The organism is Bacteroidales bacterium, from assembly GCA_022647615.1.
Lineage (GTDB): Bacteria > Bacteroidota > Bacteroidia > Bacteroidales > UBA932 > Egerieousia.
Window position 1 is genome coordinate 1,193,412 of the sequence record JALCKZ010000001.1, and the last position, 26,028, is coordinate 1,219,439.

A 26,028-nucleotide genomic window follows, 5' to 3' on the forward strand; every position below is an offset into this window, starting at 1 on the left:
GCTTTTTTTGTATGTGGTTTATCCCACTTCAATGCGCTGCGCTCCAATGCATGCTCGCTCTGCTCGCATGCTACGGCCCGGCACAAAGCGCCGTGCCGTTTTGTGGTTTGACGCGCTATCGCGCGAGGATGCACGCTCCCTACGGTCGCGGGCCTGCGGCCTTGGGTACAAGCGTAACTGTCTGATTTGGGATAGTCTGGGGCAATATTGAAAATCAGATAGTTACAAAACATCGCTGATTTAAAATTGAGATCTTTCGTAATGTGATGATACACAGAGTGCCCTATGAGTACACCTGCGCAGAAAGCCTGCAACCATGTGTACACGTGCTCGGAAAGCCTGCAGCCTCGGGGAAACATGTATGTGAAGCGCGGCCTTGGGGACACTTTGCGGGAAAAGCCTGGTAGAGCTATTATGAAATGGTGAGCTTCTCGCCCTCGGATTTGGCAATGATGACGGCGCCGCAAGCATCTCCAAATGAGTTGACTGCGGTACGCGGCATATCGCATAGCTGGTCTATCGCCAACACAAGACCCATGGCCTCCAGCGGAAGTCCTGCAACGCTAAGTGCAATTGAAAGCATAACAAATCCTGCCATTGGAATTCCGGCAGCGCCAATCGCGGATAACAGCACGGTGCCAATGATAATAATCTGTTGTGCAATGCTCAAATCCACGCCATAAACCTGGGCTATAAATAGCACTGTAACTCCTTCATATAGAGCAGTTCCATTCATGTTTACAGTTGCTCCAAGCGGCAATACAAAACTTGCAATCTTTTTTGAAACTCCGCATTTCTCTTGTGTGTCTCTCAAAGAAATCGGAAGCGCCGCACCAGAGGAACATGTTGTAAATGCGGTAAGTATGGCGGTTGACATTTTATTCATGTGCTTCCACGGATTCTCTCTTCCAAGTCCGTATACCAGGCTCGGCAACACTCCAAAGAACTGGATCAGCAGACCTGCCCATACAATTATCAGGTAGAATCCAAGACTGCCAATCATGGCAAATAGTTTCCCTGAATCTCCTCCCTGTTTGGCAACCATATTTGAAACGATAGCAAAAACTCCATAAGGGGCAAGCTTTATTATAAACAGCGTAATCTTCATAATTACGTCATTTACAGCGTTGCACAAGTCTACCAATGTAGTGCGCGTTTTGTCATTGCAGCGCGTGATAAAGAATCCAAAAATGATAGCAAAGAAAATAATCGGCAGTAAATTACCCGCGGCAATGTCTGCAAAAATATTCTCCGGTATGATGTGAATGACCTGGTCATAAAGAGTGGTTGTCGGTTTCCCAACTCCGCTTAAATCTGCTGTCGGGAGCTGAAGATTTGCCCCAACTCCGGGTTTGAAAAAATTAACCAGCAACAGCCCTATTATAATGGCTACCACTGTAGTACAAACATAGTACAGCAAAGTCTTTCCGGCAATTCTCCCAAGGTCCGCAGAAGATTGAATGCTTGCAACTCCCACAACAAGAGAGGTGAAAACCATCGGGATGATTATCATTTTAAGGGCGCGCAGAAAGATATCTCCGGCCCACTGAATATAATGTGCGTAACCGTATAAAAAATATCCAAACAGACATCCAAGAACGAGGCCTATAAGGATTTGCCAAGGTAAGGCTAATTTAAAGTGCTTCATAAAAATCTTTTTTTCCCGACAGCTTGTTGTATTGCTGTTAAAGCTGCAATTTATTATTTGTGATAAAGCTCTCTTACACAGCCGTCTGCAAGGGCGGATAGGCAAGAGATGAATTTTTCTGCAGGCAGTCCGGTTGCAGCGTAGGCAATTGGAATTTCCGTGCATGCCCCCACGATAGGAACATCTTTTTCTCTCCAAAGCTCCTCTACAATTGGTCTGAATTTTTCTCCAGCTTCACGTATGCGACCCGCTTTTACCATATCTGTAACATCGTGAATTTCAACTTGTACCGGATATTCGGCAATATTAAAATTGTAGCCGCATGCCGCCGCATGTTTTTGATATAAGCCTGTCTTCATGGTGCCAAGAGTTGCAGTAAGCCATGCCCCCTCCGGACAAATTCCTTTTGCCTTGCGGATGGTCTCGTCAATAATATGAACAATCGGTCCGGTGAATTTTCCCTGCTCGCGGAACTCGTCAATAAAGAAATGCGCGGTATTGCAAGTGCAGCAAATTATATCTGCGCCCCATTTTGTCAAAGTCTGCAAACCGTCTAATAGATAGGGCCTTGGGTCAGGTCCCTTGCCCAGAAGATATGTGGTTCTATCGGGAGTAATAGTATTTTCATAAACTATCATCCTCGGATGTTCCTGGTCTGTAGATGCGGGAACTTTTTCTGCAAGAACTTTTAAAAAATCTGCTGTTGCAGCGGGTCCCATTCCCCCCAGAACTCCTAATGTTTTATCTGTGTGCATTATCCAAATTATAAAATTCGCAGCAATTTCTATAGCTAAAAATTCTGCAATTCCTGCTTACAGGTATCTCATTGAGGATATCCGCTTGCAGGGACAAATGTAACTAATTAATTACATTAATTTTAAAAAGAGTATCTTTGCCGCCGTTTTTGTGGCCGCTCACGGCTGCTCGCTTCAAGTTTTATCATGAAAAAATTTAAGGGCTTACTGCTGGCAATGCTTGCCTCCGCAACGTTCGGATTCATTCCGTTGTTCTCTATTCCATTGTTAAATAGCGGAATAGCGTTGGATTCCGTATGTTTTTATCGTTTCCTGTTTGCTGCATTTTTCATGTGGATTATATGCAAGGTAAAACATGTAAGCCTTAAAATGAACTGGAAAGAAATCTACACAATGTTCCTTCTTTCTATTTTCTATGCAGCTACAAGTATTTTTCTTACAGCATCTTACAAGTACATGGCCAGCGGAACAGCAACAACAATCCACTTCTTTTATCCGGTTGTAGTTGCAACGGTAATGATGCTTTTCTTTCATGAAAAATTTTCATGGGGCAAGGCAATTGCCATTATATCAGGCGTTCTCGGAGTTTTCTTTTTGAGCGGCGGATTCAGCGGACAGCATGTTTCTCTTATAGGATTCCTGCTGGTCCTTGTGACAATTATCACATATCCAACATATATAGTAGGTGTTAACAATTCTCCTATCATTATGAAAATGAACGGAATGAAGATGACATTTTATGTCCTGTTCTTCTCCGCATTTTTATTTTTCTGCAATGTTCTTATAAAAGACGGAGCTCATTTCACTCCGCTTGCAACCGGCAGTCAGTGGGCAAACGCTTTAGCGCTCTCAATAATTCCTACGCTTGTAAGTGACTTTGCATTAATCTATGCTGTTCAGATGGTTGGCTCAACGGTTACCGCAATCCTTGGTTGCATGGAGCCTCTTGTTGCGGTCATTAACGGCCTGATATTTTTCTCGGAAAAGTTCTCTTATTCAGAGGGTTTGGGTATGGCGCTTGTCTTTACGGCGGTGTTCATTATAATACTTAACCAGAAACCCAAAAAGCAGGAGGAAGCGGTGGAATCTCCCGTCGCCGAGCAAAATAATATTCCTAAAAAAGACTAGGTTTTAGCTGTTTAACCGGTATAATTTAACATTCTTAAACTCTTAACAGTTGCATAACATTTATGCAACAATTCACATATATTTTTGCCTCCCGACAGATGGCTATATGACCCGATTTTTTAGCGGGCTTAGCCGGAAATAAAAGAATTAAAAAGAGAGAAAATATATGCAGACAATTTATTTAGTAGCGCTTATCATATTGATAGCCTTTGCAGTACTGGACCTTATGGTTGGTGTTGCAAATGACGCCGTTAACTTTTTAAATTCCGCAATCGGTTCCAAAGCGGCTCCGCGGAGAATAATTTATACGGTGGCCACAATTGGAATTCTGGTTGGAGTTATGACCTCCAGCGGAATGATGGAAGTAGCGCGCAATGGGGTTTTCCACCCCGGGATGTTCACGTTTTTTGATGTGATGATGCTCTTCCTTGCAGTTGTCCTTACGGATGTTATAATGCTGGATATCTTTAACTCTCTGGGACTTCCTACATCCACAACTGTCTCTCTGATTTTTGAGCTGCTGGGTTCTTCCGTCTGCATAGCGCTCTTCAAAATTGCGCATGACCCTGCGCTTAATGTCACAAATCTTGCACAATATATAAATGGTGGAAAGGCGCTCGGAATGATATCGGGAATTCTGGTATCTGTTGTCATAGCGTTTGTTACGGGCAGCGTGGTTATGTATGTGGCACGTCTGCTTTTCTCCTTCAACTATACCAAAAAAGTTAAAACTGCAGGAGCGCTTTGGTGCGGATTTGCCCTGACCGCAATTACATATTTTGCTCTATTCAAGGGACTTAAGGGTACTGCTGTTATTCCCGACAGCTTGTTTAATTTTGTTGACGCACATTTGTGGAGCACTCTTGGACTGCTATTCGCCTTTTGGACAGTGCTGATGTATTTGCTTGCATGTCTTAAAGTTAAGATTCTAAACATTGCAGTACTGGCCGGCACTTTTGCCCTTGCCCTTGCTTTTGCGGGGAATGACCTGGTCAACTTTATAGGAGTAAGCATTGCAGGATATGACTCATATTCAACTGCTTCCGCTGCGGTAAGCGCAGGCATGCCTGCTGCATCGGTTGGCTCAAACTTGCTTATGAGTTCTCTTGCAGCGCCTGTTAAAGCAAATCCTCTAATGCTTCTTACCGCCGGAATCATAATGGCTATCACAATATGGACATCCAAGAAGGCAAGGCACGTAACTGATACTGAGGTCAATCTTGCAAGGCAGGATGAAGGTGTGGAGAAGTTTGGTTCTACTTCCGTATCAAGAGCTATCGTGAGGCTCTCAATGGATATTAACAGCGCCGTAAAATTTGCATTGCCGGCAGGTTTGCTAAGAGCCATAAATAAGAGATTTCAGCATCCTTCTGATTACCAGGTAAGTTCTTTCTCCGCTGAGAAGTCAGATGCAGGCCGCGCTTCATTTGATATTCTGCGCGCCTCCGTGAATCTTACTATGTCAGCGCTGCTGATTGTTTCCGCAACATCTTTAAAACTCCCTCTTTCAACAACTTATGTAACATTTATGGTGGCGATGGGCTCTTCTCTTGCAGACCGCGCATGGGGCAGAGAGAGTGCTGTTTACAGAATTACCGGCGTCTTAACCGTAATTTCCGGATGGTTCCTTACTGCGCTAATAGCCTTTGTAGTAGCATTCTGCGTTGCAGAGATATTAATGCTTGGCAAGCTGGTTGCCGTAATAGCTCTTACATTACTTGCATGCTGGCTGCTTTACAGAAGCCACTACAAGAAGAGCAAAAAAGAGAGCATTGCCCTTGCAGACGCCTCTAATAATGAGAAACTTACGGTAGTTGAAAAATGTTCCAAGGGAATATCAGACTCTATATCACAAATAGAATTTGTTTACTCTCAGACTCTAGATGGTGCATTTCAATGAGAACAGGAAGCTCCTAAAAGAGATGCTGCAGAAATCTGCAAACTTATATCACTCTGCTAGCGACCTTAAAAATAATGTCGTAGACACGCTTATACTGTTCAACAAAAATAATGTGGAGACGGGTCACTACTATGTTCAGGTTGTTGATTATCTGGATGAGGTTACAAAATCCATTTATCAGATAACAAAAGTTGCATTTGACCACATTAACAATAATCATGAGGGATTGTCCGCAGAGCAGGTTGCAGATTTAAAGGACATGAACGACAAGCTCTCAATTGTATTCAGAAAAGTCAGCAATATGCTCTCCGCCAACAACTTTGATAATATAGATGAGGTTATTTCCCTTGGAGATAATATCTTTGAGACCCAGGCTGAGGCTATCAAGCGTCAGATTCAGAGAAACAAGGAGAATAAGAATACCGTACGCAGCAGCGCTCTCTATTTTAATATCATTGCAGAGGTAAAAATGATTGTCCTTCAGCTTAGGAATCTGCTTAAGGCTCAGAAGTACTTTTTGGCAAAATAATAAGTTTTTGCTAAGATGCCGCTTTTATGCACTTGGAGCCTAAAAAAATTTGTTTTTTAAAATTGTTATAAATAAATTCGCACCGCCTCCCCCCCCTTGAGTACAAGCGGGAGGCGAGAGTTTATTAATATTTTTTACAACAGTTTTTAAGAGTCTATGCAGACGACAAAAGAAATTATTCAGGAAAACGGCCTAAAGGCGACGCCCCAAAGAATTGCCGTTTATGATACCATGAAGCAGCTCGGACATGCCAGTGCTGATATGGTAAGTGATGTTTTAAAAGAGACATACCCAACCCTTACAAAGGCAACTGTGTATAATGTCCTTGAATCTTTCGATAAAGTAGGATTACTCGTAAGACGTTACAGTTCAAATAACAAGATGTATTTTGATGTTAACACTTATGATCATGTGCATCTTTATGATTGTGCAAAGAACGGATATGAAGATTATGATGACCCTGAACTTGTAGCGCTTGTAAATAATTATCTGGCGCATAGAAAAATCCCGGGATTCAGTGTTAAAAAGATTGATATCCAAATTATTGGTACAACGGATAAGGATCAAAAAAACAGAATGAATTAAATTAATATTTTAAAAAATAAGAGATTATGGGAAAAAGTTTAAAAGGTTCAAAAACAGAAAAAAATCTGTTGATTTCTTTTGCCGGTGAATCACAAGCAAGAAACAGGTATACTTTTTTTGCAAGTGCTGCAAAGAAAGAGGGCTTTGAGCAGATATCTTCTATTTTTACGGAGACTGCAGAACAAGAGAAAGAGCACGCTAAAATTTTCTTTAAGTATTTAGAGGGAGGAAACGTAGAAATTACTGCATCTTATCCTGCGGGAGTAATTGGCAATACAGCTCAAAATCTGGAGGCTGCGGCTGCCGGAGAGCATGGAGAGTGGAGTCATGACTATCCTATGTTTGCAAAGATTGCAAAAGAGGAGGGCTTTGATGATGTTGCAAATTCATTTACAAAAATTGGTCTTGTAGAGGAGCAGCATGAGAAGAGATATCTTACGCTTCTTGGCAGAGTAAAGGCCGGAAAAGTATTTGAAAGAGATGAGGTTGTAGAGTGGCAGTGCAGAAACTGCGGCTTTGTATTTGTTGGAAAGAAGGCTCCTGAAAAGTGCCCGTCTTGCTTGCACCCTCAGGCTTATTTTGAGGTTAAGAAAAACAACTATTAGCAGTTTTTTATCGCGACAGATTTTGTTCGCGCAAAAGTAAAAGTAGTAATAGTAAAAAAAGAGGATGACTTAAAAAATCATCCTCTTTTTTTCTAAATAGTCTTGCCTATTTTACTGTATTCCAATATTATTATTTAACTGAGTTCCATGGTGCGCTGCTGAATGCACCGCCTTTTATAACAGATTTTGTAGAGTTGCTAATTGTCATGTAGTCAAACTCATCAGTGGCTTTATCAAGAGAAGTGTATCTCAGATATATGCCATCTTCTCCTTGAATATCAGGAGCGTAAGTGGAAAGTTTAAAGCATACGTATCCGGTTACAAGAGTTCCGCCAAGCTTTGCATCCGTACCCGCTTTGTGTCTGAACTCCAATGATACATAACCACTCTTTTTCTCATCTGCTGTCTGATTATATTGGTTATCAGCAAGATTTAGATAATGCGTTACAGTGCCGCTGTAGTACATCTGCACCTGCATGTTTAAATATCCTCCTGCTATCCAGGCATTTATTATCTTAATTCCATCATTTCCAAGGGTGTCTTCTGCAGCCGTAGTTACCTTTACAACATTCTTTGTAAGTACATCCTGAATTGCGGTAACCTGGGCATTGTAGTCATATCCGGATACTGCCTCAGAAAGAGTATTAAAGTAAACTATAGCTCTTTGTCCCTGAACGGCTTTGTATTGTGATACTATAGTGGAATTGGGATTAAAATAAATTTTCTTGCTGTCATCTGTAAGTCCCCAGACTGTTTTGTCTGTGTTTACATTAATTGTAACAAGGGCAAGATTGCTTCCTCCATTGTCATTGCTGTCATTCCATGAACAGCTAGTGAAAATTGTGCCGGCAATAAGTAACACGGCAAATGTTAAAATCTTAGTAATCTTCATTTTATATAAATTTTATTATTATTTTCTTCACGATAGTTCTCTTTTTGTTTTATGAGTTCTATCTTTGAAACCACTAATTAAACGCGGCAAAGTTAAAAATACTGCACAAAATTATTTTAAAATTCGTTTGCAGTATTTTTCTTTCAATAGCATTTAGTACTAGAACAAGTTATGCAGGAGAACGAAATTTCCCTGCTTTGCAGGAAAAATGACATCAGAGCAAGGCGAGAGCTGTACAGGCTTTATGCAGGGTACCTTTTGGGTATCTGTATGAGATACTTGTCTGATAGAGAGACTGCTGAGGATGTAATGCATGACGGGTTCATTAAAATATTTAGTTCTTTTGACAAGTTTGAGTGGAGAGGTGAAGGTTCCTTAAAAGCCTGGCTCTCTAAAGTGATGGCAAATCAAGCTCTTGAGTGGCTTAGAAAAAATAAGAGAATTGGGGAGAATGAAGGTGAGGAGGCTTTAAAAAAAATAGAGGAGCCATCGGCGACAGATATAGAGAGAATTCCGCAATCCGTAATTATGAAATTTATAGAGGAGTTGCCGGACGGGTATCGTGCTGTATTTAACATGTTTGTGATAGAAGAGAAATCACACAGAGAAATTGCGGAGGCACTTGGAATCAAAGAGAAATCTTCATCATCTCAGCTGCTCAGGGCAAAGAGAATTCTTGCGGATAAAATAAATGATTATTGTCAAAAGAACGGAATAGAAAAAGTAAATTAGATACATTGTGTTAAAAGATAACAGACATATTAATGAAGATTGGCTGAAAGCTGTGAAAAAGTCTGCAGATGCTTTTAATGAGCCTGTTACAGAAGACAAGCTAAAAAGCGGATGGGAGAGCCTTGAGCATGATCTTGCTAAGATTGATGCCGGCAGCAGGCAGGTTGGAGCTGTGTCTGGTGAGAGAAGGCATTTTGCCGGCGGCAGAAGAATTATTCTTTGGAGTTCCCTTGCTGCGGCAGCTGTTGTGCTGGCTGTACTGATACTTTCTCCGCTCCATAAAAAGAGCGATACGGGAACACTACAAGCAGAATCTCAGCCGGCATCTGGCATAACATCTTCTGCCGCTTCGCCTTTGGTCGCATCTGCAAGCACTTCTCCTGCAGCACACTACGCAGTTACAACAAAGAATGCAAATGCTCCGGGCAATTATGATTTGAAAATACGTTTTGGTTCTCCGCTTGAAAACGGGCAGTCACAAACATTGCAAAAAGGAACAAGTGCAAAGCGCAGGCAGTTTGTAATGTTGGCGCAAGTACGGAATCCCGGTTTTTGGCAGAGTGTAGGGGGGAATGCTCAGCCCGCTCAAGAGACTATTAAGCAGAGAGTTAACGGCGAGCATGGATTGACTGCTTCTAAAAATTACAATAAAAAATATAAGAAGACTGGAAGAACTTATGAAGCAGGGGAACCTATAAGAGTTTCAAGTACGGGAAGATGGACTGCGGGACTTATGATGCGCAATGCGGGAGGAACAAAAAATAATAGCGGCTCTTCTGACCTATATGCTTCCTCTCCTATAGACAACAGCAGTATGTATACTCTGTTACAGGCATTTGCAGTGTCTCCTTCTCCTGTGGATTACTCCCATAAACAGCCAATATCTGTCGGGATAACAGTAGAGAGAAAAATTGGACACAGCGGAAAATTATCCATAGAGAGCGGTGTTGTTTACTCCCTGCTTAATTCTGATGTTGCAGCGGGAGAGTATAATTTGAGACAGCACATTCATTATATAGGGATTCCAGTTGCGGCAAAATGGAATTTTGTGAATGCAGGCAGATTTACTCTTTATGCAGAGGGTGGCGGAATGGTTGAGAAAGGAGTTGCAGGAAGAATGGAAAATGTTGACAACAAGAAACTTAGCTCTGGAAAATTTAAAGTCAGGGGACTGCAGTTTTCAGTTGCCGCAGACGCCGGAGCTGAATTCAAAGTGTATAAAAATGTAGGAATATATGTCCAGCCGGGAGTCTCTTACTACTTCAAACCCAAGGCTATGGAGGTGTTTTACGTTAACGGCAAATGCACCGGTTCCGTTGGTGGAACGCATAACGGAAACGGACGTTCGTTCCAGCTGGAAAGTATCCGTACAAACAACCGCGTTGGACTTTCATTACAAGCCGGCATAAGATTAAGCTACTAGAACTTTTCTGATTATCTTTGCCGCCATGACCGAACGTTTATCAATTGGAAGGCGACTTTGGAATTGCGTTAAGGATGTTATCCCTGCCGCAAAGAAGACTGCAATTTGGATTGTAGAGATTACGGCAACTGTTTCCGCCGTAATTTTTATTCTGCGTGCGCTTAATATTATTCCATTGATTTCCAATGCGGTAAGTCCTATAATGAAGTTTGTGGGACTGCCTGGCGAGGCATCTCTTGCCTACGTAAGCGGCTACTTTGTAAATGTTTACTCGGCAATTGCAGCAGCCGTGACTCTTGGGCTTACGCGCCGCAGCATGACAATTCTTGCCGTGATGGTAATGTGCTCCCATAGCATGATTGTAGAGACGGCTGTTCAGAAGAAGACCGGCTCATCTGCTATAAGGATTGTGATTATCAGAACATTAAGCGGAATTGCATTGGCATTCTTTCTTAATCTCATAATGCCTGCGGAGGCGGCAACAACAGCAAGTTCTGCGGCAATTGCAAATCCTCCGTTTTGGATAATGTTTAAGGATTGGATAATCTCTCTTGTGAAATTATGTCTTAAAATTATTATCCTGATATTCTTGTTATCCGTTCTGCAGAAGATACTTAAAGAGTTTGGCATCATAAACGTAATCTCCAGATTCCTTAACTGGCCTCTTAAATTTTTCGGACTCTCTCCAAACACATCATTCTTGTGGATTGTAGCTAACACGCTTGGGCTTGCCTATGGCGCCGCGGTGATGTTTCAGGAGAAAGAGAGCGGACATGTTTCTGAAAGAGAAATACAATTGCTGAATTCTCATATTGCAATATCCCACAGTAATTTGGAAGATTTGATATTGTTCACTTCCGTGGGAGGAATCTGGTGGATAATCCTGCTTACGCGCTGGGCTGGCTCATTTGTTCTTGTATGGGAGGAGCGCCTGGAATTTTTCCTGAGCGACCGGAGGAAAGCGTCCGCTTGATTTTCTCTCTGATTTTATTAAATTTGCAGCCCGTTGCCAAAGGCGGTGTTGTTGCCCTTTGAGCAGAGGAGATTATTTGTATGGAGAGAATAAAATGTTTAATAGCCGGCAGCGGTCCGGCGGGATATACGGCGGCAATTTATGCGGCCCGCGCCAATCTTAATCCGGTTATTTACAGCGGAATGGAGCTGGGCGGACAGCTTACCACAACAACTACGGTAGACAATTTTCCCGGTTTTCCGGACGGCATAGACGGAGGAGAACTTGTTGCGCGCATGAAGCAGCAGGCGGAGAGGTTTGGAGTGGATGTGCGCAGCGGAGTAATAACCAAAACGGATTTTTCCAAGAGGCCGTTTACATTAACAATAGATACTGATAAAGAGGTACTTGCTGATACTGTTATCATCGCGACAGGTGCTTCTGCAAAATATCTTAATATCCCCGGAGAGCAGAAATTCCGCGGAAGCGGGGTGAGCGCCTGCGCAACTTGCGACGGCTTTTTCTATAAGAATAAGGAGGTTGCGGTTGTTGGCGGCGGAGATACCGCATGCGAAGAGGCTGTATACCTGTCGGGAATATGCAAAAAGGTCTCTATGATTGTGCGCAGAGATGTTTTTAGAGCATCCAAGGCTATGCAGGAGAGGGTTGCGTCTAAAGAAAATATTGAGGTTTTGTGGCAGTGCGAACCTTTGGAAGTTGTTGGAGATGAGAGTGGTGTGACAGGAGTTAAAATATTGGACAAGAAGCTGGCGGATAGAGCTGAGGCTGAGGTTGTGAATGGCAAGCGTGGTGTTGTAAGAATTGTTCCTGTATGGGGAATGTTTCTTGCGGTTGGGCATCATCCTAATTCTGAGGTATTTAAGCCTTGGATAAATATGGATGCCGAGGGTTATGTCATTACGGAACCCGGGAGTCCAAAGACTAACGTCCCCGGAATTTTTGCAGCGGGAGATGTTGCGGATTTGCATTATAAACAAGCAATTACAGCTGCGGCGGCAGGATGCAAGGCCGCGGTTGAGGTGGACAAATTCCTGCAGGGAGAATAATTTGGCTTTATATTTGCCTATACCAGGGCATTCAAAATAGGAAACATGAAAAATCTAAAATTATTGGCGGCGTTGTTATTTGTGGTTTTAGCTGCCGGGGGTTGCAAAAGCTATTACGACGCGCTGCTTAAGAGCGACGATGTTGACGTAAAGTTCAAAGCTGGTATGGACTACTATAACAAGGGCAAATTTAGAAAATCTGCGGAATTGTTTGAGAGTCTTATACTTCCAACGCAGGGAACGCAAAAGGAAGATTCCGTACAGTACTACAATGCAATGAGCAACTACAGATACGGAGATTACGTAACAGCGGAGCAGAATTTTGCTAAATTTTTGGAGGTGTTTCCTAGAAGCCCATTTACAGAAGAGTCTAAATTTTTGAGAATTAAATGTTTGTATGAAGGAACTTACCGCTGGGAATTGGACCAGACTCCAACTTCAAAAGCGATGACTATAATTACAAGTTTCATGTATGAACATCCTGAGAGCCAGTACTATAATATCTGCAAAGCTATGATGGCCGAGTTCCAGGAGCGTTTGGATAGAAAGAGTTTTGAGGCTGCTAAGCTGTATTATAACATGCAGGACTACAAGGCAGCACATTATGCGTTAAAGACAGTACTTAAGGATAATTCAAATAATCAATACAGAGAGCAGGTTTTATATTACACTGCAATGTCTTCCTACAAGTTTGCCCAGATGAGCGTTCCTGAGAAACAGAAGGAGAGATATATGACTTATGTTGACGATTATTATAACTTTGTAGGAGAATATCCTAATGCGGTTGAAAGAAAGATTTTGGATGCTAACTTTGTAAAGGCGCGCAAGATAGCTGGTTTGAAGGATACTGATTCTACTCTGATAGCAAAGGCGCAGAATACAGGTGAGCAGACAGTTGAGGGCGTTGTTCCAAAGACAAAGTCTACTGTTAAGGCAGACAGGAGAAGTGCAAAGCAGGCAGTTAAAGATGCTAAAAAGGCTGTAAGAATAGAGGAGGCCAAGAACAGCGTGGCGCTGGGAGTCTCTGATGATAAGGCTCTTGTAAAGCAAAGAAAAGCTGAGGAGAGAAAGATAGAGAAGGAGAACAGGGCAGATGTAAGAGCTGCAAGAAAAATAGAGAGAGAGGAGAAGGCTGCGGCAAAGAAGGCGGAAAAAGAGAAGGCAGATGCAGCTAAAGCGGCGGCCGATAAAAAAACAGAAAATAAATAGGAGAAAAAATAATGGACGAAAAAGTGAAGAAAGTGGAAAAAGTTCCGGATAATACTGTTACAAGGGATATTATAGAATTATCCCAGACAACCGGAAACATCTATGAATCAACGGTTATTATTGCCAAAAGGGCTAACCAAATTGCTGCAGAGCTAAAGAAAGAGTTGTCTGACAAGTTGGAGGAGTTCTCCAATAATAACATGGCTGATACTCTGGAAGAGACATTTGAGAACAGAGAGCAGATAGAGATATCTCGCCACTATGAGAAGCTTCCAAAGCCTACGCTTACCGCCATTAAAGAGTTCCAGAACGGAGAAATTTATTGGCGTAAGATAGAGTCTTAGTTTGCTTAGGAAATTAACCATACAGAATTACGCTCTCATTGAGAGTCTGGACATTGATTTCCCTGACGGATTGATAATCATCACGGGTGAAACAGGTGCCGGCAAATCTATTTTGCTAGGCGCCATTTCTCTTTTATTGGGAGTTAAGGCAGATTTAAATGTTCTAAAGAGAGCTGATAAGAATTGTGTGGTAGAGGGTGAATTTGAGGCAGATGGGAAAGATTACATTTTGAGGAGAGTTATTGCTCCTTCCGGCAGATCTCGCTCATTCATTAATGATGAGCCTGTTACAAGCGCAGCTCTTGCGGATATATCATCCAGGCTGGTAGACGTGCATGCCCAGCATAAGCATTTGCTTTTGAATGACAAAGATTTCCAGCTTAAAGTTCTTGATTATTTCAGCGGTACCGGGGATTTGCTGGTTAAATATAGGGCTGAATATGAGAAAGTTATTGAGCTGCAGGAAGAGCTGAAAAAACTAGAGGCGCAAATTGCGGCTGACCGTCGGGATAGAGAATATAGAGAGTTTCAATTTAAAAAATTAGATGAGGCCTCTTTAAAAGAGGGGGAGCTGGAGGAGCTGGATGCTGAACAGAAGCAGCTGGCAAATGCTGAGGAGATAAAATCTTCCATTACAGGTGCAATTAATTTATTATCAGGAGATAGCACATCTACGTTGCAAAATCTCAAGGATGCGGGTCAGCTTTTGGAAAAGTGTTCTAACTTTGTCCCCGTTTTTTCAGATTTGGCTAAAAGAATTGAGAGTTGCAGAATTGAGTGCAAAGATATTTTAGGCGAGCTGGAGAAAAAAGAGGAGGATGTGGTTGTTTCTCCCGGAAGGCTGGAAGAAGTAGAGAACAGAATGAGTGATTTGTATGCTCTGCTTAAGCGTTTTAATTGTTCTGAAATAAAAGAGCTGATTGCAATCAAAGATGATTTTTCAGATAAGCTGAGACAGACAGAAAAGGGTGATGAACAGCATGTTAAGCTGGTAAAAGAACTGGAGGACAGCAAGAAGGAGAGAGAGCGCATTGCGCTTTTGATTTCTGAAAAAAGAAGAGAGTTTGCTCCAAAGCTGAGCAGAAAATTGGAGGGTGCAATAAAAGATTTGGAGATGCCCAATGCAAGGTTTGATGTTCAGCTCTCCAATCTTGCGGAGTGTTCCCCGTCCGGCAAAGATGAAATCCATTTTATGTTTACCGCAAACGGAGCTGAGAGAATGGTTGAAATACAGAAGATTGCAAGCGGCGGTGAGTTGTCCAGAATAATGCTCTGCATAAAGAAATTGATGGCCGAATATATCGGAATGCCTACAATGATTTTTGATGAGATTGATGTTGGAGTTTCCGGAAGCATAGCAGATAAGATGGGAAGATTGCTGAGCGACATGGGAAAGAATATGCAGATTTTTGCAATAACGCACCTTCCGCAGATAGCATCAAAAGGAAAGACGCATCTGCTTGTGTATAAGGAGTTTGATAACACAAAGCATGCGCAGACAAAAATAAAAGTTCTCAGCAGCAAGGATAGAATTATGGAGATTGCAAGATTGCTCAGCGGAGAAAAAATGAGCAGCGCGGCAGTTGAAAATGCAAAGGTGCTTTTGGGAGTTTAAATGCACTAACTGTCGGGATACAAAAAGAAAACTAATTATAAACGTTAAATATCATGAGGTTAATTATTCAAAAGGACTATGGTGAATTGTCAAAGTGGGCGGCAACTTACATAGTTAAAAAAATCAATGCCTTTAAGCCAACTAAGAAGCATCCTTTTGTTCTTGGACTCCCGACAGGTTCCACACCAATAGGCACTTACAAAGAGCTTATTAAATTTTACAAAGCCGGAAAAATATCTTTTAAGAATGTTGTAACATTCAACATGGATGAATACATAGGAATCCCGGAAAACCATCCGGAGAGCTACCATACTTTTATGAAAGAGAATTTCTTCAGCCATATTGATATTCCTGCGGAGAATATTCATATTCTTAATGGAAACGCAAAAGACCCTGATAAAGAGTGCGATGAGTATGAGGAGAAAATTAAATCTTTTGGCGGAATAGATTTGTTCATGGGCGGAGTTGGTCCGGACGGTCACATTGCATTTAATGAACCGGGCTCTTCACTTTCTTCCAGAACAAGAGTAAAGACTCTTACAACTGACACTATCATAGCTAATTCCAGGTTCTTTAACAATGATATTAATCTTGTCCCAAAGACTGCCTGCACCGTTGGAGTAGGTACGATAATGGATGCAAAAGAGGTTATGATTCTTGTTAACGGACATAACAAAGCTCGCGCACTGCGTCATGCAGTTGAGGAGTCAGTTAATCACATGTGGACAGTTAGCATCCTTCAGATGCATCCGCTTGGAATTATAGTTTGCGACGACGCTTCTACGGTTGAGCTAAAAGTGGGAACTGTAAACTATTACAAAGATATTGAGAAGGATAATCTGGACCCGGAAAATATGTTAAAGTATTAATCCTTGGTTACAGTATAATCTGTTTTATACGTGATGCCGGTTGTTGAGACATTCTCAAAGCCGGCATTGCTGTTTTTCCGGCGGAATCCAAAACTTTGCTGCAACATTTCACCCTTCTCCAGCTCATCTTCATTATTAATGCCGGAGTTTAAACCGTTGATAATTTGCAGGGAGAAGAACTTTGTAACATCGTATCCGTTAAATGAATTTGCGGAAGGCTCCGTATTATAAAGCGCTCTGAATTGTTTTGTAAATCTCTGAACGTCCTCGTTAGAAAAATCTACATAGTAAGGCATGGACAGCTTAAGTTCAAACTTGTTATACTCAGAGACATCCACAGCTTCAAATGACCTCCATTTTGGAGTGCCGTAAAGAGAAATTTTATCATTCATCTCCAGAATGTCAAGATTCCTTAAAACGTCGCTCACAAAAGCCTCATTGTAGCTGGGCACAATAACAATGTTCTCTTTGTCCGCTGCAATTTTCTGTTTAAAGGTACTCCCGATAGTTCTTCCCTGCAGGATTGTATACGCAATCTCGGTGAATTTAATTCCCTCTTTTTTAAGCAGTTGCATCACTTCATTTGCGGCCCATTTATCATTTCCTCCATTTTGATAGATGACAACTACGTTGCCATTTGGAGATGTCTCGTATTCATTTTTTGCCTCCATAACCAAGTTGCGGAATTGAGTATTTACTGTTGGAGGAACCTGAAATAAATACTTGCTTTTGTTTACAAGAGAATCTGCGGAAGGGTCCAGCGGTGATACAAGGGGAATAGCGTGCTTGTTTATGTAAGGTATGAAATCTCTTATGCTAGAGCTTCTTACAGGGCCTATGATTAGATTGCAGCCGGTAAGCTTCCCGGAATTTATCATTGCCTGTGAAGAGCTGAATTCACTCTGGTCCAAAGTATTAACTGTGACATTTGCGCCTGATTCCTTTAAATCATTAATAGCCAAAAGAGCTCCCGCGTAAAAATCCATGTAATTTGTATTTGGCTTTGCGCTCTTGCTGTTAAGCGGAAGTATTATTGCAACTTTAACGGGGACGGAGCCTGCCGCTACATTTTCACTGCCGGCATTTACGTTGCGCTCTGCAATCTCCTGCTTGTTGCTGACTGCAGAATTATCTTGTTTGCTTGCTGCCTGTGAATTATTTTTTTTGCCGCTTGCTGCAGAATCTGTTGATTTGCTGTTTATTGCAGCAATTGGTATGCGAAGCGTCTGAACTCCTTTTAAGGTAGGGTCTGTGATATTATTCTCTTTAATCAGCACGCTCTTATCTACATGGAACTCATTTGCAATGTCATCCAAATCTTCATACCACTTAACTTCATGTACTATGTATTTATTGTCGCCGACAGGTTTTCCGTTTGTGCTGCCCTGAACATTTGCACTCTGATTTTTACTGCTTTGAATTGAGTTGTCCGCATCCTTGTTATTCTTTGCAGATTTCTCATTATCAGCAGTTTTAACAGTTGCATCCTCTTCAGGATTTACAGGGATATATAGCAGAGTTCCCTCCTTCAGTCCGTTTGCCAGAGCGGGATTATATTTTTGCAGCTCCTCTATGGTAACCTTGTATGCTTTGCTTATTGAGTAAAGCGTCTCCTGTTTTTTTACTCCATGCGCATACATAAGCTTTCCGTTAACCTTTACTATCTCTTTAGAAATGGTAACAGGTACTTGTGCGTAAGTTGTTGCGGGCAAGGATATTGCAAATGAAAACAAAGCAAGCGCGCATAGCGCCGCAAATTTATTATAACCCTTCATAACAAAAATATTTGCTAAAAACCGCCGGCGGACAGAGGCTTATTCAAGCCTTGCAAGCATGTTTTTAATGTTCTCTTCTATTCTCTCGTACACTTTATCGTCATACGGAGTTTTTACAAATTTTGTGCCTGTAACGGCCTCATAAAGTTCTATATATCTGTTGGATATTTCAGATACTTTTGCGTCCGTCATCTCCGGAACTTTCTGTCCTGCCTGGCCCTGGAATCCGTTGTCCATCAGCCATTCGCGCACAAATTCTTTAGACAGCTGCTTCTGCTGTTCTCCCTTTGCAAACTTCTCCGCATACCCCTCTTTATAGAAATAACGGGAGCTGTCGGGAGTATGAATTTCATCCATAAGGCAAACTTCTCCGTCCAAAAGGCCAAATTCATATTTGGTGTCTACCAATATTAGTCCGTGGCTGTCAGCTATTTCTGAACCTCTCTGGAAAATTTTAAGAGTGTAGTCTTCTACTTTCTCATAAATATCTGCCGGTATAAGTCCTTGCTTTATAATCTCTTCCTTTGAGATATCCTGGTCATGGCCTCCAATCTCCGCTTTGGTGGTAGGGGTGATAATAGGGTGCTCAAATTTTTGGTGCTCTCTCATTCCGTCAGGAATTTTTACGCCGCAGATTTCTCTTGCACCTGCTTTATATGACCTCCATGAACTTCCTGTAAGATAACCTCTTACAATCATTTCAACCGGAAGCGGCTGGCATTTGTACCCAACCGTAACCATTGGGTCTGGAGAGGCGATTTTCCAATTGCGGACAATGTCCGTTGTCTTGTCCAGGAACTGAGATGCAATCTGGTTAAGCACCTGTCCCTTGTAAGGAATACCGCGCGGCAGAACCACGTCAAATGCTGATATCCTGTCTGTTGCAACCATGACAAGATATTTGTCATTAATAAAATAAACATCACGCACCTTGCCGGTGTACTTGCCTGTCTGACCCTTGAAGTCAAAATTTGTTTTTACGATTGAGTCCATATAGCATTAAATAGCTTTAATAAAATTTTCCAGTTGAATACAGAAATTCTCCCAGCTGAGCTTTTGCTTCAGCATTTTGATGTTGTAAATATACTTCTCTTTGCACCCTTCTGCAAAGTATTTTTTTATTGCGTCCGCAACTCCCTGTGGGGTAATTGATTCTGTTAGCAGTCCTGTCCCCGCCTTTCCAACGCTCTCAATAAGTCCGCCAACCGGAGTTGTAATAAGCGGTACATTAAAATTCCATGAGATGGAACTTATGCCGCTTTGAGTTGCGCTTCTGTATGGCAGAACGCATGCATCGGAGGCAGAAAAATATTTTTTAACGTCACTGTCGGGAATATAATTAGTGTTTACTATTATATTATCTCTGCACTGTGCAAATTCCGGAGAATCAATGATTTGCTGATACTTATCAAAACTTCCGTAAGGCTCTCCCGCCACAACCAGAAAATAAGATTTGTCCAGCAGAGGCATTGCGTGCAGCAAAATATCCAGCCCTTTATAATCTCTTATAAGTCCAAAGAACAGAAGCACTTTTCTGTTCTCCACTGATAACCTCTCAAAGCTTCCGTCCGCACCGGGAATGTTCAGCGCTTTGCGCGCTTCATAAGTATTCATCAGTTCTCCAAAGTTGGAATACAGCGGATGCGGAATTGTAACACAATTAGAATTAGGAGATAACGCAAGCAAATCATCCTTTACGGCATTGCTCAAAAGTACAAAACCGTCATTGCGTTTTATGTAGTATTTTGTGAGAGGGGCGTCAAAAAAGTGATGCTCATGCGGGATAACGTTGTCCATTATTGCAATGCGCCTGCAATGGGGGAACTCTGATTTTTCAGCTGTCGCGCATTTGCCCAGACGTCCTGCTACATATCCAAGTGACGGGGCAAAGTAACTCATCCAATAGCGTGTTATCAGCACGTCCGGTTTCCACACCGCAATCTTGCGGGCCGTAGAGATGTAAGAAAAAGGATTTGCCGTATCCAGCAGAGAATCAGACTCTACGGGTACGGCATTATCATCTTTTGAAACGTACTGCGTCTTGCCCGGGAATAGGAATTCCGGATATTGCCTTTTAAAATTAAATGCCTTTACGGTGTGCTTTTTTGAGAGCTCTTTCAGCAAATAAGTGTTAAACTGCGATATTCCGCCCCTGTAGGGATAAAAGCAAGAGAGTATTGCAATCTTCATTTATTTTTTGGAATCGGAAGTTGTATCCTCTGTTCCCTTATCTTTTTTCTTGTTCTTAACGTATTCATTATTAAGTCCTTCCAGTACATCATTTGTGATGTCCAGAGACTCGTCGCCTGCAAGAACCGTGTTGGTTGCTCCGCTTGTGGTAAGGATAAGAGCAAACTTCTTGCTCTCATTATACTTCTTTAAATATGCCTTTACGTTATCCAGAATTTTATTGTACATGTCGCTCTCTTCTTGCTGAATCTCAGCTTGTTTCTGCTGGCTCAAATTCTGAAGATCTGCCTGGCGGTTAGAAAGAACCTGATTCTGCTCCTCTGCCTGTGCGCGGGTCAAAAGGCCTTTGTTGATTTTTGCTTGAAAATCACTTGCGTCAGTCTGGAAATCTCTTCCCTTGCTCTGCAAATCATTCTGAATGTCCTGAACTTTAGCTTCCAAATCGGACTTCATATCGTTAAACATATCGTACTGATTAACAAGAGTATCCAAACGTACATAAACTATGCTCCCCGCAGGAGGAAGAGCCATCTGCTTTGTTTGGTTAGACTTTGAACCCTGTTTGCAAGAGCATGCAAGTACTGCAAGCGCAATGCACAATACTACCTTTAATTGTCTCATGAGAAATTAATTTTCTATTTAAATTTTGTGTGAATTCTATTTAATAACTGTCGCGACAGATATCTTATGCAAAAATAGTAAAATTATACCAACTGCCTTCTGTATGCCTGTATGGTATTTTCCAGCCCCATATACAGCGCGTCACAAATAAGCGCGTGACCTATAGAGACTTCCATAAGTCCCGGAATTACCTCATTAAAATATTTCAGGTTGTCCAAATTAAGGTCATGTCCGGCGTTTAATCCAAGTCCGCACTTAACAGCCTCAGATGCAGCCTTATAATAAGGTTCAATTGCCTGCTCTCTGTTCTCTTTATAGTGCTTTGCGTAAGCTTCCGTGTAAAGCTCCACTCTGTCACATCCGCAATCGGAGGCATTCTTTATCATCTCAATATCAGGGTTTATGAAAATAGAGACGCGTATTCCTGCATCTTTGAATCTTTTGCAAACTTCCTGCAAGAACTTCTTATTCTTTATAGTATCCCAGCCGCTGTTGGATGTTATGGCGTCAACCGCGTCCGGAACCAAAGTTACCTGCGCGGGCAATACGCTAAGAACCAATTCAATAAACGGTTCCCTGGGATTCCCTTCTATGTTAAATTCAGTTGTCAGAACCGGCTTAAGGTCCAGAACATCCTGCCTCTTAATGTGTCTCTCGTCAGGACGCGGATGTACGGTAATTCCTTGAGCTCCAAATCTTTCACAGTCCAGGGCACATTTTACGACATTTGGCATGTCTCCGCCCCTGGCATTTCTTAGCGTTGCTATCTTGTTGATATTGACGCTTAATCTTGTATTATTTTTTTGCATTGTTAAATCTTTAAAAATCATCGGACACAATTGCCCGCAGAGCAAAAGTATGGAAAATATGTATAACTTGCACAAAAATAAGGCCCGGAGGATATTCTGCGGGCAGATAATACAAAAGAGATGGATATTGCATTATTTGGCAGGACAATAGGACAGGAGAGTTTTCCGGAACTTGGATTATTATTTCAAAGATTAAAATCTGATGAAAATATAAGGCTGATATTTTATGAGCCTTTTTATAATTATTTGATAAACAGTATAAATCAAGCTCAATCAAAACCATCCGGAAGCGGAGCTATTCTCAATGCGCTGGAGGGAGCGTCTCTATTTTCCGGTTCAGAAGATATACCGCAGAGCACGGAACTTTTTCTCTCTTTGGGAGGCGACGGCACATTTCTTAACGGCGTTGCTTTGGTGAGGGACAGAAATATTCCAATTGCGGGAATCAATTTTGGGCGCCTTGGTTTTCTTACAACTGCAAAGGTTGCGGACAGCAATACGGAACCTGACTCTTTTAGCGGCAATGAGTGGATTGACAGACTGTTAAGGAAAGATTTCTCAACAGAAAAAAGGAGCTTGCTAAAGATAGATTATGCCGGTACGCCGTTAGATTTTTATCCTTGCGCGCTAAATGAAATATCAATTCAGCGCAACGGAACTGCAATGCTGGATATGGAAATTTCCATAAACGGAACAACGCTTCCGCGGTATCTTGCGGATGGTGTAATTATCAGCAGCGCAACGGGTTCCACGGCTTATGCCCTTAGCGTGGGAGGTCCCATAGTAATGCCTCAGTCAGACGTGCTGCTTATAGTGCCAATTGCGCCTCACAATTTGAATATCAGACCTCTTGTAGTTCCCGACAGTTCTATAATAGAGGTATTCTTCAGCACTCGTTCAAATGATGCGCTCGTATCTGCCGATAATAGATTTTTCAATGTCCGCTCAGATTCCAGAATAAAAATATCCAAAGGGAAAAGCACCGTCAGCATAGTTTCCATAGATAATAATTTCATAAAAGCTCTTAATGAAAAATTCTTCTGGGGAGCCGATAAACGGAATCTTAAATAACCTTAAGCTGAGCACTTTCATACATTGATAATTTTGTTATCTTTGCCCCTCACAAATCGGGAGAAATGACACAGGAGATGAGACTGCCAAAGCATGTTACAATCATAATGGACGGAAACGGCCGTTGGGCTAAGCAACGCGGAAAAGAGAGGATAGAAGGGCATAAGGAGGGGGTTGAGAGCGTCCGCGCGTGTTGCGAGCTGGCCGTGGAGCTTGGAATAAAGTACTTGAGTGTCTTTGCATTCTCTGAGGAGAACTGGGGCAGGCCGCAGGATGAGATCGAGGGGTTGTGGAGAATAATGCTTAAGGCCATCACCGCGGAGACTCCTTCTTTCATGAAAAATAATGTTAGATTTAGGGTTATAGGGAATTTTTCCAAACTATCTAAACCCCTTATAAAAGAGATAGATGACTGTATGGCTCTGACCGCAAACAATACGGGGACAAACCTTATTGTAATGTTGAGCTACAGCGGGAAATGGGATATAGTGCAGGCTCTGAACAAGTTCATGAGCGAGCACCCGGGAGAGCAAATTACAGAAGAATCTGTCGGGAGCTGTCTTAGCACGGCCGGCATACCGGATCCTGACCTGCTTATCCGCACAAGCGGAGAGCAGAGGATAAGCAATTATATGCTTTGGCAGACCGCTTACACAGAGTATTACTTCACGGATGTTCTTTGGCCCGATTTTCGCAAAACTCAGCTCCGGCAAGCTTTAGACGCCTACTCTAAGAGGGAGAGAAGGTACGGAAAAGTTTAAAAAATTAACTGCAGTACATGAAACTACTAAAAGCTTTTTTATTGTTGGCATTGGCCATTGTTCCTATTTCCCTTGCGGCGCAGGAAGTTGATTATGATAATCCAAAGACCTACACTATCGGGAAAATAAAAGTTACCGGAATAAAGTATTTGAGCGAGGACCAGATTATCTCATTCACAGGACTTTCCAAAGGAGATAAAATCACAATCCCCGGCTCCGACGTGTCGGACATTCTAAAGCGCATCTGGGCACAGAGATATTTTTCTGACGCCGGACTCTATATAGATTCCATTGGAAAAAATGATACTATTACACTTGGCATTCACCTGGTTGAGCGCCCAAGAGTATCGCGATGGATTTTTGAGGGTGTGCGCAGCGGCCAGAAATCAGATTTGGATGAGAGGCTAAAACTTAAGAAAGGTTCTGAGCTTTCTGATTACATAATCAAGTCATCTACAGACATTATCAAGAGATATTATGCAGAGAAAGGATTCTTGAAATGCGCTGTAAATCTTACGCAAGAGACTGATACCGTTATTAATAACGCGGTAAGAGTAACTTTCCATATAGATAGGGGTCCGAGGGTTAGAATTCAGAAGATTACATTTGCGGGGAATACGGATGTGGGAGATTGGAAATTGATGAAGTCCATGAAGAAGACCAGGGACAAGCGTCTTTTCAACTTCTTCAAATCCAAGAAGTTTAATGAGAAAGAATTTAAGAATGACAAGAACAGTCTGATATCCACCTTTAACGAGCAAGGATACAGAGACGCCAGAATTGTCAAGGATACAATGTATTATATATCTCCCGACAGGTTGCAGATTGATTTCAAATTTGACGAGGGAGATAAATATTATTTTAGAAATATTTCCTGGACCGGCAACAGCATCTATTCTGCGGACCAGCTGAATTCAGTTTTGAGAATTAAGAAAGGCGATATATATGACCTTGTTACAATGGATAAACGTTTAAACGGGGACCCTAAGCAGCAAGACCAGGATGTAAAGAAACTTTATACGGATAATGGCTATTTGTTCTTTAACATTCAGCCGGTAGAGAAAAATATTGAGAGTGATTCAGTAGATGTTGAGATGAGAATTTATGAAGGCAAGCCGGCAACATTTAACAGAATTATCATCAACGGAAACAATATTACTGCTGAGAAAATTGCAAGACGAGCTTTATTTACCAAGCCCGGATACCTTTTCTCACAGTCTGATTTCGAGCGTTCTATAAGAGAGATTGCCTCTATCGGACACTTCAATCCGGAGACTGCCGCATCTGAAAAAGGATACAGTTTAATTCCTAATCAGAATAACAGTACGGTTGATATAGCTTACAATTTGGAGGAGAAACCAAACAGCCAGCTGGAACTTTCCGGAGGCTGGGGCGGCAATACATTTGTAGGAACTTTGGGCGTAAGCTTTAACAACTTTGCCATAAAGAGAATATTTAAGAAACATGCATGGAGACCCGTTCCTCTTGGAGACGGACAGAGTTTGTCAATTAGATTCCAGACCAGCGGTACTTATTATACTGCATTGTCAGCTAGCTTTGTAGAGCCTTGGCTGTTTGGAACAAAACCAACATCTCTTAGCATTTCCACATACTTTACAAGGCAGACAAACTCCAGCTACTACTATCAGAATTCAGATGAGTACATGGAGGTATTTGGGGCGTCCGCAGGTTTAGGAACCCGCTTATCATGGCCTGATAATTATTTTGTCCTTTATCACTCATTAAGCTGGCAGACTTACAAGCTGCACAATTGGAATTATAACTTCTTGTTTAAGACAGGATTCTCTCACAACTTTAGTTATACTTTAACGCTGGAGAGAAACTCAACAGACCAGCCAATCTATCCAAGAGCAGGCTCGGATTTTGTTGCTAGCGTGCAACTTACCCCGCCTTACTCTTTGTTTAGAAATAAGTCAAATGAGGATTACAAAAAAGAATCCGACCAAGATAGATATAGATGGATTGAGTACCATAAATGGACATTTAAAGGTGACGTTTACTTAAAGCTTATTGGCAATTTGGTTTTGAGAACATCTGCAAACTGGGGTTATTTGGGTTACTACAAAAAGGCTTTGTATTCTCCATTTGAAGGATTTGAAGTCGGCGGTGACGGAATGAGCGGGTATAACACGTACGGTTCTGATATCATTGGACTTAGAGGTTATCCAAATTACTCTTTGACACCAACCGAGAATAATGCTTACGTAGGACACGTTTATGATAAGTTTACTGTTGAATTAAGATACCCGGTTGTATTACAGCCTCAGTCAACAATTTACGCCCTTGTATTTATGGAGGGAGGTAATTGCTGGAAAGACATTTCTAGCTTTAATCCATTCCAAATCAAGAGGTCCATGGGTGTCGGCGTTAGAGTTATGCTTCCGGTTGTTGGTATGTTGGGTGTTGATTGGGGATATGGATTTGATCCGGTTCCTAATGAGAGCATGAAGAGAGGCGGAAGCCAGTTCCACTTCTTGATTGGTCAGCAGTTTTAAAAATTAAACATAAATAGTTTTAATGTAGGAGG

The 26,028-nt window shown here is 41.9% G+C and carries 22 protein-coding genes and 1 pseudogene; 15 read left to right on the plus strand and 8 right to left on the minus strand.

Annotated elements, in window-relative coordinates:
* Positions 1 to 412: 412 nt before the first annotated feature.
* Together LKM37_05165 and LKM37_05170 are read right to left on the minus strand one after the other, a co-directional pair.
* Positions 413 to 1,648, minus strand: a complete 1,236-nt coding sequence (locus tag LKM37_05165; GenBank protein ID MCI1720390.1) for a dicarboxylate/amino acid:cation symporter — start codon at positions 1,646 to 1,648, stop codon at positions 413 to 415.
* Positions 1,649 to 1,701: 53 nt separating this feature from the next.
* Positions 1,702 to 2,403 carry an amino acid racemase gene (locus LKM37_05170; protein MCI1720391.1) on the minus strand — a complete coding sequence of 234 codons (702 nt, stop codon included), beginning with the start codon at positions 2,401 to 2,403 and terminating at the stop codon, positions 1,702 to 1,704.
* 186 nt (positions 2,404 to 2,589) lie between these two features.
* Here LKM37_05170 and LKM37_05175 point away from each other — a divergent pair, with 186 nt between their 5' ends.
* From LKM37_05175 to LKM37_05190, 4 genes and pseudogenes are all read left to right on the plus strand, one after another.
* Positions 2,590 to 3,531, plus strand: coding sequence for a DMT family transporter (locus LKM37_05175; GenBank protein ID MCI1720392.1), 942 nt, complete (start codon positions 2,590 to 2,592; stop codon positions 3,529 to 3,531).
* 166 nt (positions 3,532 to 3,697) lie between these two features.
* Positions 3,698 to 5,960: pseudogene (locus LKM37_05180) on the plus strand (inorganic phosphate transporter).
* Between the two features lie 156 nt (positions 5,961 to 6,116).
* Positions 6,117 to 6,545, plus strand: coding sequence for a transcriptional repressor (locus tag LKM37_05185; GenBank protein MCI1720393.1), 429 nt, complete (start codon positions 6,117 to 6,119; stop codon positions 6,543 to 6,545).
* 26 nt (positions 6,546 to 6,571) lie between these two features.
* Complete coding sequence (locus LKM37_05190) at positions 6,572 to 7,150, plus strand: rubrerythrin family protein (GenBank protein ID MCI1720394.1); 579 nt, start codon at positions 6,572 to 6,574, stop codon at positions 7,148 to 7,150.
* Between the two features lie 130 nt (positions 7,151 to 7,280).
* On the opposite strand, the gene LKM37_05195 is transcribed toward LKM37_05190, so the two are convergent.
* The gene (locus LKM37_05195; GenBank protein MCI1720395.1) at positions 7,281 to 8,042 is read right to left on the minus strand and encodes a NigD-like protein; all 762 of its coding nucleotides are present in this window, start codon (positions 8,040 to 8,042) and stop codon (positions 7,281 to 7,283) included.
* 171 nt (positions 8,043 to 8,213) lie between these two features.
* On the opposite strand from LKM37_05195, the gene LKM37_05200 reads away from it, so the two are divergent.
* The 8 genes from LKM37_05200 (at position 8,214) to LKM37_05235 (ending at position 16,253) form a co-directional block, all read left to right on the plus strand.
* Positions 8,214 to 8,774, plus strand: a complete 561-nt coding sequence (locus LKM37_05200; protein MCI1720396.1) for a sigma-70 family RNA polymerase sigma factor — start codon at positions 8,214 to 8,216, stop codon at positions 8,772 to 8,774.
* A 7-nt stretch (positions 8,775 to 8,781) separates the two neighbouring features.
* Positions 8,782 to 10,197 carry a PorT family protein gene (locus tag LKM37_05205; GenBank protein MCI1720397.1) on the plus strand — a complete coding sequence of 472 codons (1,416 nt, stop codon included), beginning with the start codon at positions 8,782 to 8,784 and terminating at the stop codon, positions 10,195 to 10,197.
* Between the two features lie 25 nt (positions 10,198 to 10,222).
* Positions 10,223 to 11,170 (plus strand): nucleoside recognition protein, encoded by a 948-nt coding sequence (locus tag LKM37_05210; protein MCI1720398.1) that lies wholly within the window; start codon positions 10,223 to 10,225, stop codon positions 11,168 to 11,170.
* A gap of 80 nt (positions 11,171 to 11,250) precedes the next feature.
* Positions 11,251 to 12,216 carry a thioredoxin-disulfide reductase gene (trxB, locus tag LKM37_05215; protein MCI1720399.1) on the plus strand — a complete coding sequence of 322 codons (966 nt, stop codon included), beginning with the start codon at positions 11,251 to 11,253 and terminating at the stop codon, positions 12,214 to 12,216.
* 45 nt (positions 12,217 to 12,261) lie between these two features.
* Entirely contained in the window at positions 12,262 to 13,425 is a 1,164-nt protein-coding gene (gene bamD, locus LKM37_05220) for an outer membrane protein assembly factor BamD (GenBank protein MCI1720400.1), read from the plus strand.
* Positions 13,426 to 13,436: 11 nt separating this feature from the next.
* The gene (locus LKM37_05225) at positions 13,437 to 13,769 is read left to right on the plus strand and encodes a DNA-directed RNA polymerase subunit omega (GenBank protein MCI1720401.1); all 333 of its coding nucleotides are present in this window, start codon (positions 13,437 to 13,439) and stop codon (positions 13,767 to 13,769) included.
* A gap of 1 nt (position 13,770) precedes the next feature.
* Positions 13,771 to 15,384, plus strand: a complete 1,614-nt coding sequence (locus tag LKM37_05230) for a DNA repair protein RecN (GenBank protein ID MCI1720402.1) — start codon at positions 13,771 to 13,773, stop codon at positions 15,382 to 15,384.
* Between the two features lie 53 nt (positions 15,385 to 15,437).
* Positions 15,438 to 16,253: a glucosamine-6-phosphate deaminase gene (locus LKM37_05235; GenBank protein ID MCI1720403.1), complete on the plus strand. Its 816-nt coding sequence runs from the start codon at positions 15,438 to 15,440 to the stop codon at positions 16,251 to 16,253.
* Here LKM37_05235 and LKM37_05240 read toward each other — a convergent pair.
* The 5 genes from LKM37_05240 to LKM37_05260 all read right to left on the minus strand — a co-directional run bounded on the left by LKM37_05240 (position 16,250) and on the right by LKM37_05260 (position 21,648).
* Positions 16,250 to 18,028 carry an ABC transporter substrate-binding protein gene (locus tag LKM37_05240; GenBank protein ID MCI1720404.1) on the minus strand — a complete coding sequence of 593 codons (1,779 nt, stop codon included), beginning with the start codon at positions 18,026 to 18,028 and terminating at the stop codon, positions 16,250 to 16,252. The two genes, LKM37_05235 and LKM37_05240, sit on opposite strands and share 4 nt — an antisense overlap.
* Positions 18,029 to 18,067: 39 nt before the next feature.
* Entirely contained in the window at positions 18,068 to 19,021 is a 954-nt protein-coding gene (locus tag LKM37_05245; GenBank protein MCI1720405.1) for a phosphoribosylaminoimidazolesuccinocarboxamide synthase, read from the minus strand.
* A gap of 6 nt (positions 19,022 to 19,027) precedes the next feature.
* Positions 19,028 to 20,218 carry a glycosyltransferase gene (locus LKM37_05250; protein ID MCI1720406.1) on the minus strand — a complete coding sequence of 397 codons (1,191 nt, stop codon included), beginning with the start codon at positions 20,216 to 20,218 and terminating at the stop codon, positions 19,028 to 19,030.
* Positions 20,219 to 20,839 carry an OmpH family outer membrane protein gene (locus LKM37_05255; protein MCI1720407.1) on the minus strand — a complete coding sequence of 207 codons (621 nt, stop codon included), beginning with the start codon at positions 20,837 to 20,839 and terminating at the stop codon, positions 20,219 to 20,221.
* An 83-nt stretch (positions 20,840 to 20,922) separates the two neighbouring features.
* Complete coding sequence (locus LKM37_05260; GenBank protein ID MCI1720408.1) at positions 20,923 to 21,648, minus strand: pyridoxine 5'-phosphate synthase; 726 nt, start codon at positions 21,646 to 21,648, stop codon at positions 20,923 to 20,925.
* A 120-nt stretch (positions 21,649 to 21,768) separates the two neighbouring features.
* Between LKM37_05260 and LKM37_05265 the strand changes: the two genes are divergently transcribed.
* From LKM37_05265 to bamA, 3 genes are all read left to right on the plus strand, one after another.
* Entirely contained in the window at positions 21,769 to 22,719 is a 951-nt protein-coding gene (locus LKM37_05265; GenBank protein MCI1720409.1) for an NAD(+)/NADH kinase, read from the plus strand.
* A 65-nt stretch (positions 22,720 to 22,784) separates the two neighbouring features.
* On the plus strand, positions 22,785 to 23,480 hold the full coding sequence (gene uppS / locus LKM37_05270) for a polyprenyl diphosphate synthase (GenBank protein ID MCI1720410.1): 696 nt from the start codon (positions 22,785 to 22,787) through the stop codon (positions 23,478 to 23,480).
* 17 nt (positions 23,481 to 23,497) lie between these two features.
* Positions 23,498 to 25,996 (plus strand): outer membrane protein assembly factor BamA, encoded by a 2,499-nt coding sequence (gene bamA / locus LKM37_05275; protein MCI1720411.1) that lies wholly within the window; start codon positions 23,498 to 23,500, stop codon positions 25,994 to 25,996.
* The last annotated feature ends 32 nt before the right edge of the window (positions 25,997 to 26,028 follow it).

Bases quoted from the DNA above. Each gene is read 5' to 3' on its own strand.
- LKM37_05255 (MCI1720407.1), bottom strand. From the start codon at position 20,839: ATGAGACAATTAAAGGTAGTATTGTGCATTGCGCTTGCAGTACTTGCA.
- LKM37_05175 (MCI1720392.1), top strand. From the start codon at position 2,590: ATGAAAAAATTTAAGGGCTTACTGCTGGCAATGCTTGCCTCCGCAACG.
- LKM37_05190 (MCI1720394.1), top strand. From the start codon at position 6,572: ATGGGAAAAAGTTTAAAAGGTTCAAAAACAGAAAAAAATCTGTTGATT.
- LKM37_05260 (MCI1720408.1), bottom strand. From the start codon at position 21,648: ATGCAAAAAAATAATACAAGATTAAGCGTCAATATCAACAAGATAGCA.
- bamA (MCI1720411.1), top strand. From the start codon at position 23,498: ATGAAACTACTAAAAGCTTTTTTATTGTTGGCATTGGCCATTGTTCCT.
- LKM37_05165 (MCI1720390.1), bottom strand. From the start codon at position 1,648: ATGAAGCACTTTAAATTAGCCTTACCTTGGCAAATCCTTATAGGCCTC.
- uppS (MCI1720410.1), top strand. From the start codon at position 22,785: ATGACACAGGAGATGAGACTGCCAAAGCATGTTACAATCATAATGGAC.
- LKM37_05210 (MCI1720398.1), top strand. From the start codon at position 10,223: ATGACCGAACGTTTATCAATTGGAAGGCGACTTTGGAATTGCGTTAAG.
- LKM37_05185 (MCI1720393.1), top strand. From the start codon at position 6,117: ATGCAGACGACAAAAGAAATTATTCAGGAAAACGGCCTAAAGGCGACG.
- LKM37_05235 (MCI1720403.1), top strand. From the start codon at position 15,438: ATGAGGTTAATTATTCAAAAGGACTATGGTGAATTGTCAAAGTGGGCG.
- LKM37_05170 (MCI1720391.1), bottom strand. From the start codon at position 2,403: ATGCACACAGATAAAACATTAGGAGTTCTGGGGGGAATGGGACCCGCT.
- LKM37_05240 (MCI1720404.1), bottom strand. From the start codon at position 18,028: ATGAAGGGTTATAATAAATTTGCGGCGCTATGCGCGCTTGCTTTGTTT.
- bamD (MCI1720400.1), top strand. From the start codon at position 12,262: ATGAAAAATCTAAAATTATTGGCGGCGTTGTTATTTGTGGTTTTAGCT.
- LKM37_05225 (MCI1720401.1), top strand. From the start codon at position 13,437: ATGGACGAAAAAGTGAAGAAAGTGGAAAAAGTTCCGGATAATACTGTT.
- LKM37_05265 (MCI1720409.1), top strand. From the start codon at position 21,769: ATGGATATTGCATTATTTGGCAGGACAATAGGACAGGAGAGTTTTCCG.
- LKM37_05195 (MCI1720395.1), bottom strand. From the start codon at position 8,042: ATGAAGATTACTAAGATTTTAACATTTGCCGTGTTACTTATTGCCGGC.
- LKM37_05250 (MCI1720406.1), bottom strand. From the start codon at position 20,218: ATGAAGATTGCAATACTCTCTTGCTTTTATCCCTACAGGGGCGGAATA.
- LKM37_05200 (MCI1720396.1), top strand. From the start codon at position 8,214: ATGCAGGAGAACGAAATTTCCCTGCTTTGCAGGAAAAATGACATCAGA.
- trxB (MCI1720399.1), top strand. From the start codon at position 11,251: ATGGAGAGAATAAAATGTTTAATAGCCGGCAGCGGTCCGGCGGGATAT.
- LKM37_05245 (MCI1720405.1), bottom strand. From the start codon at position 19,021: ATGGACTCAATCGTAAAAACAAATTTTGACTTCAAGGGTCAGACAGGC.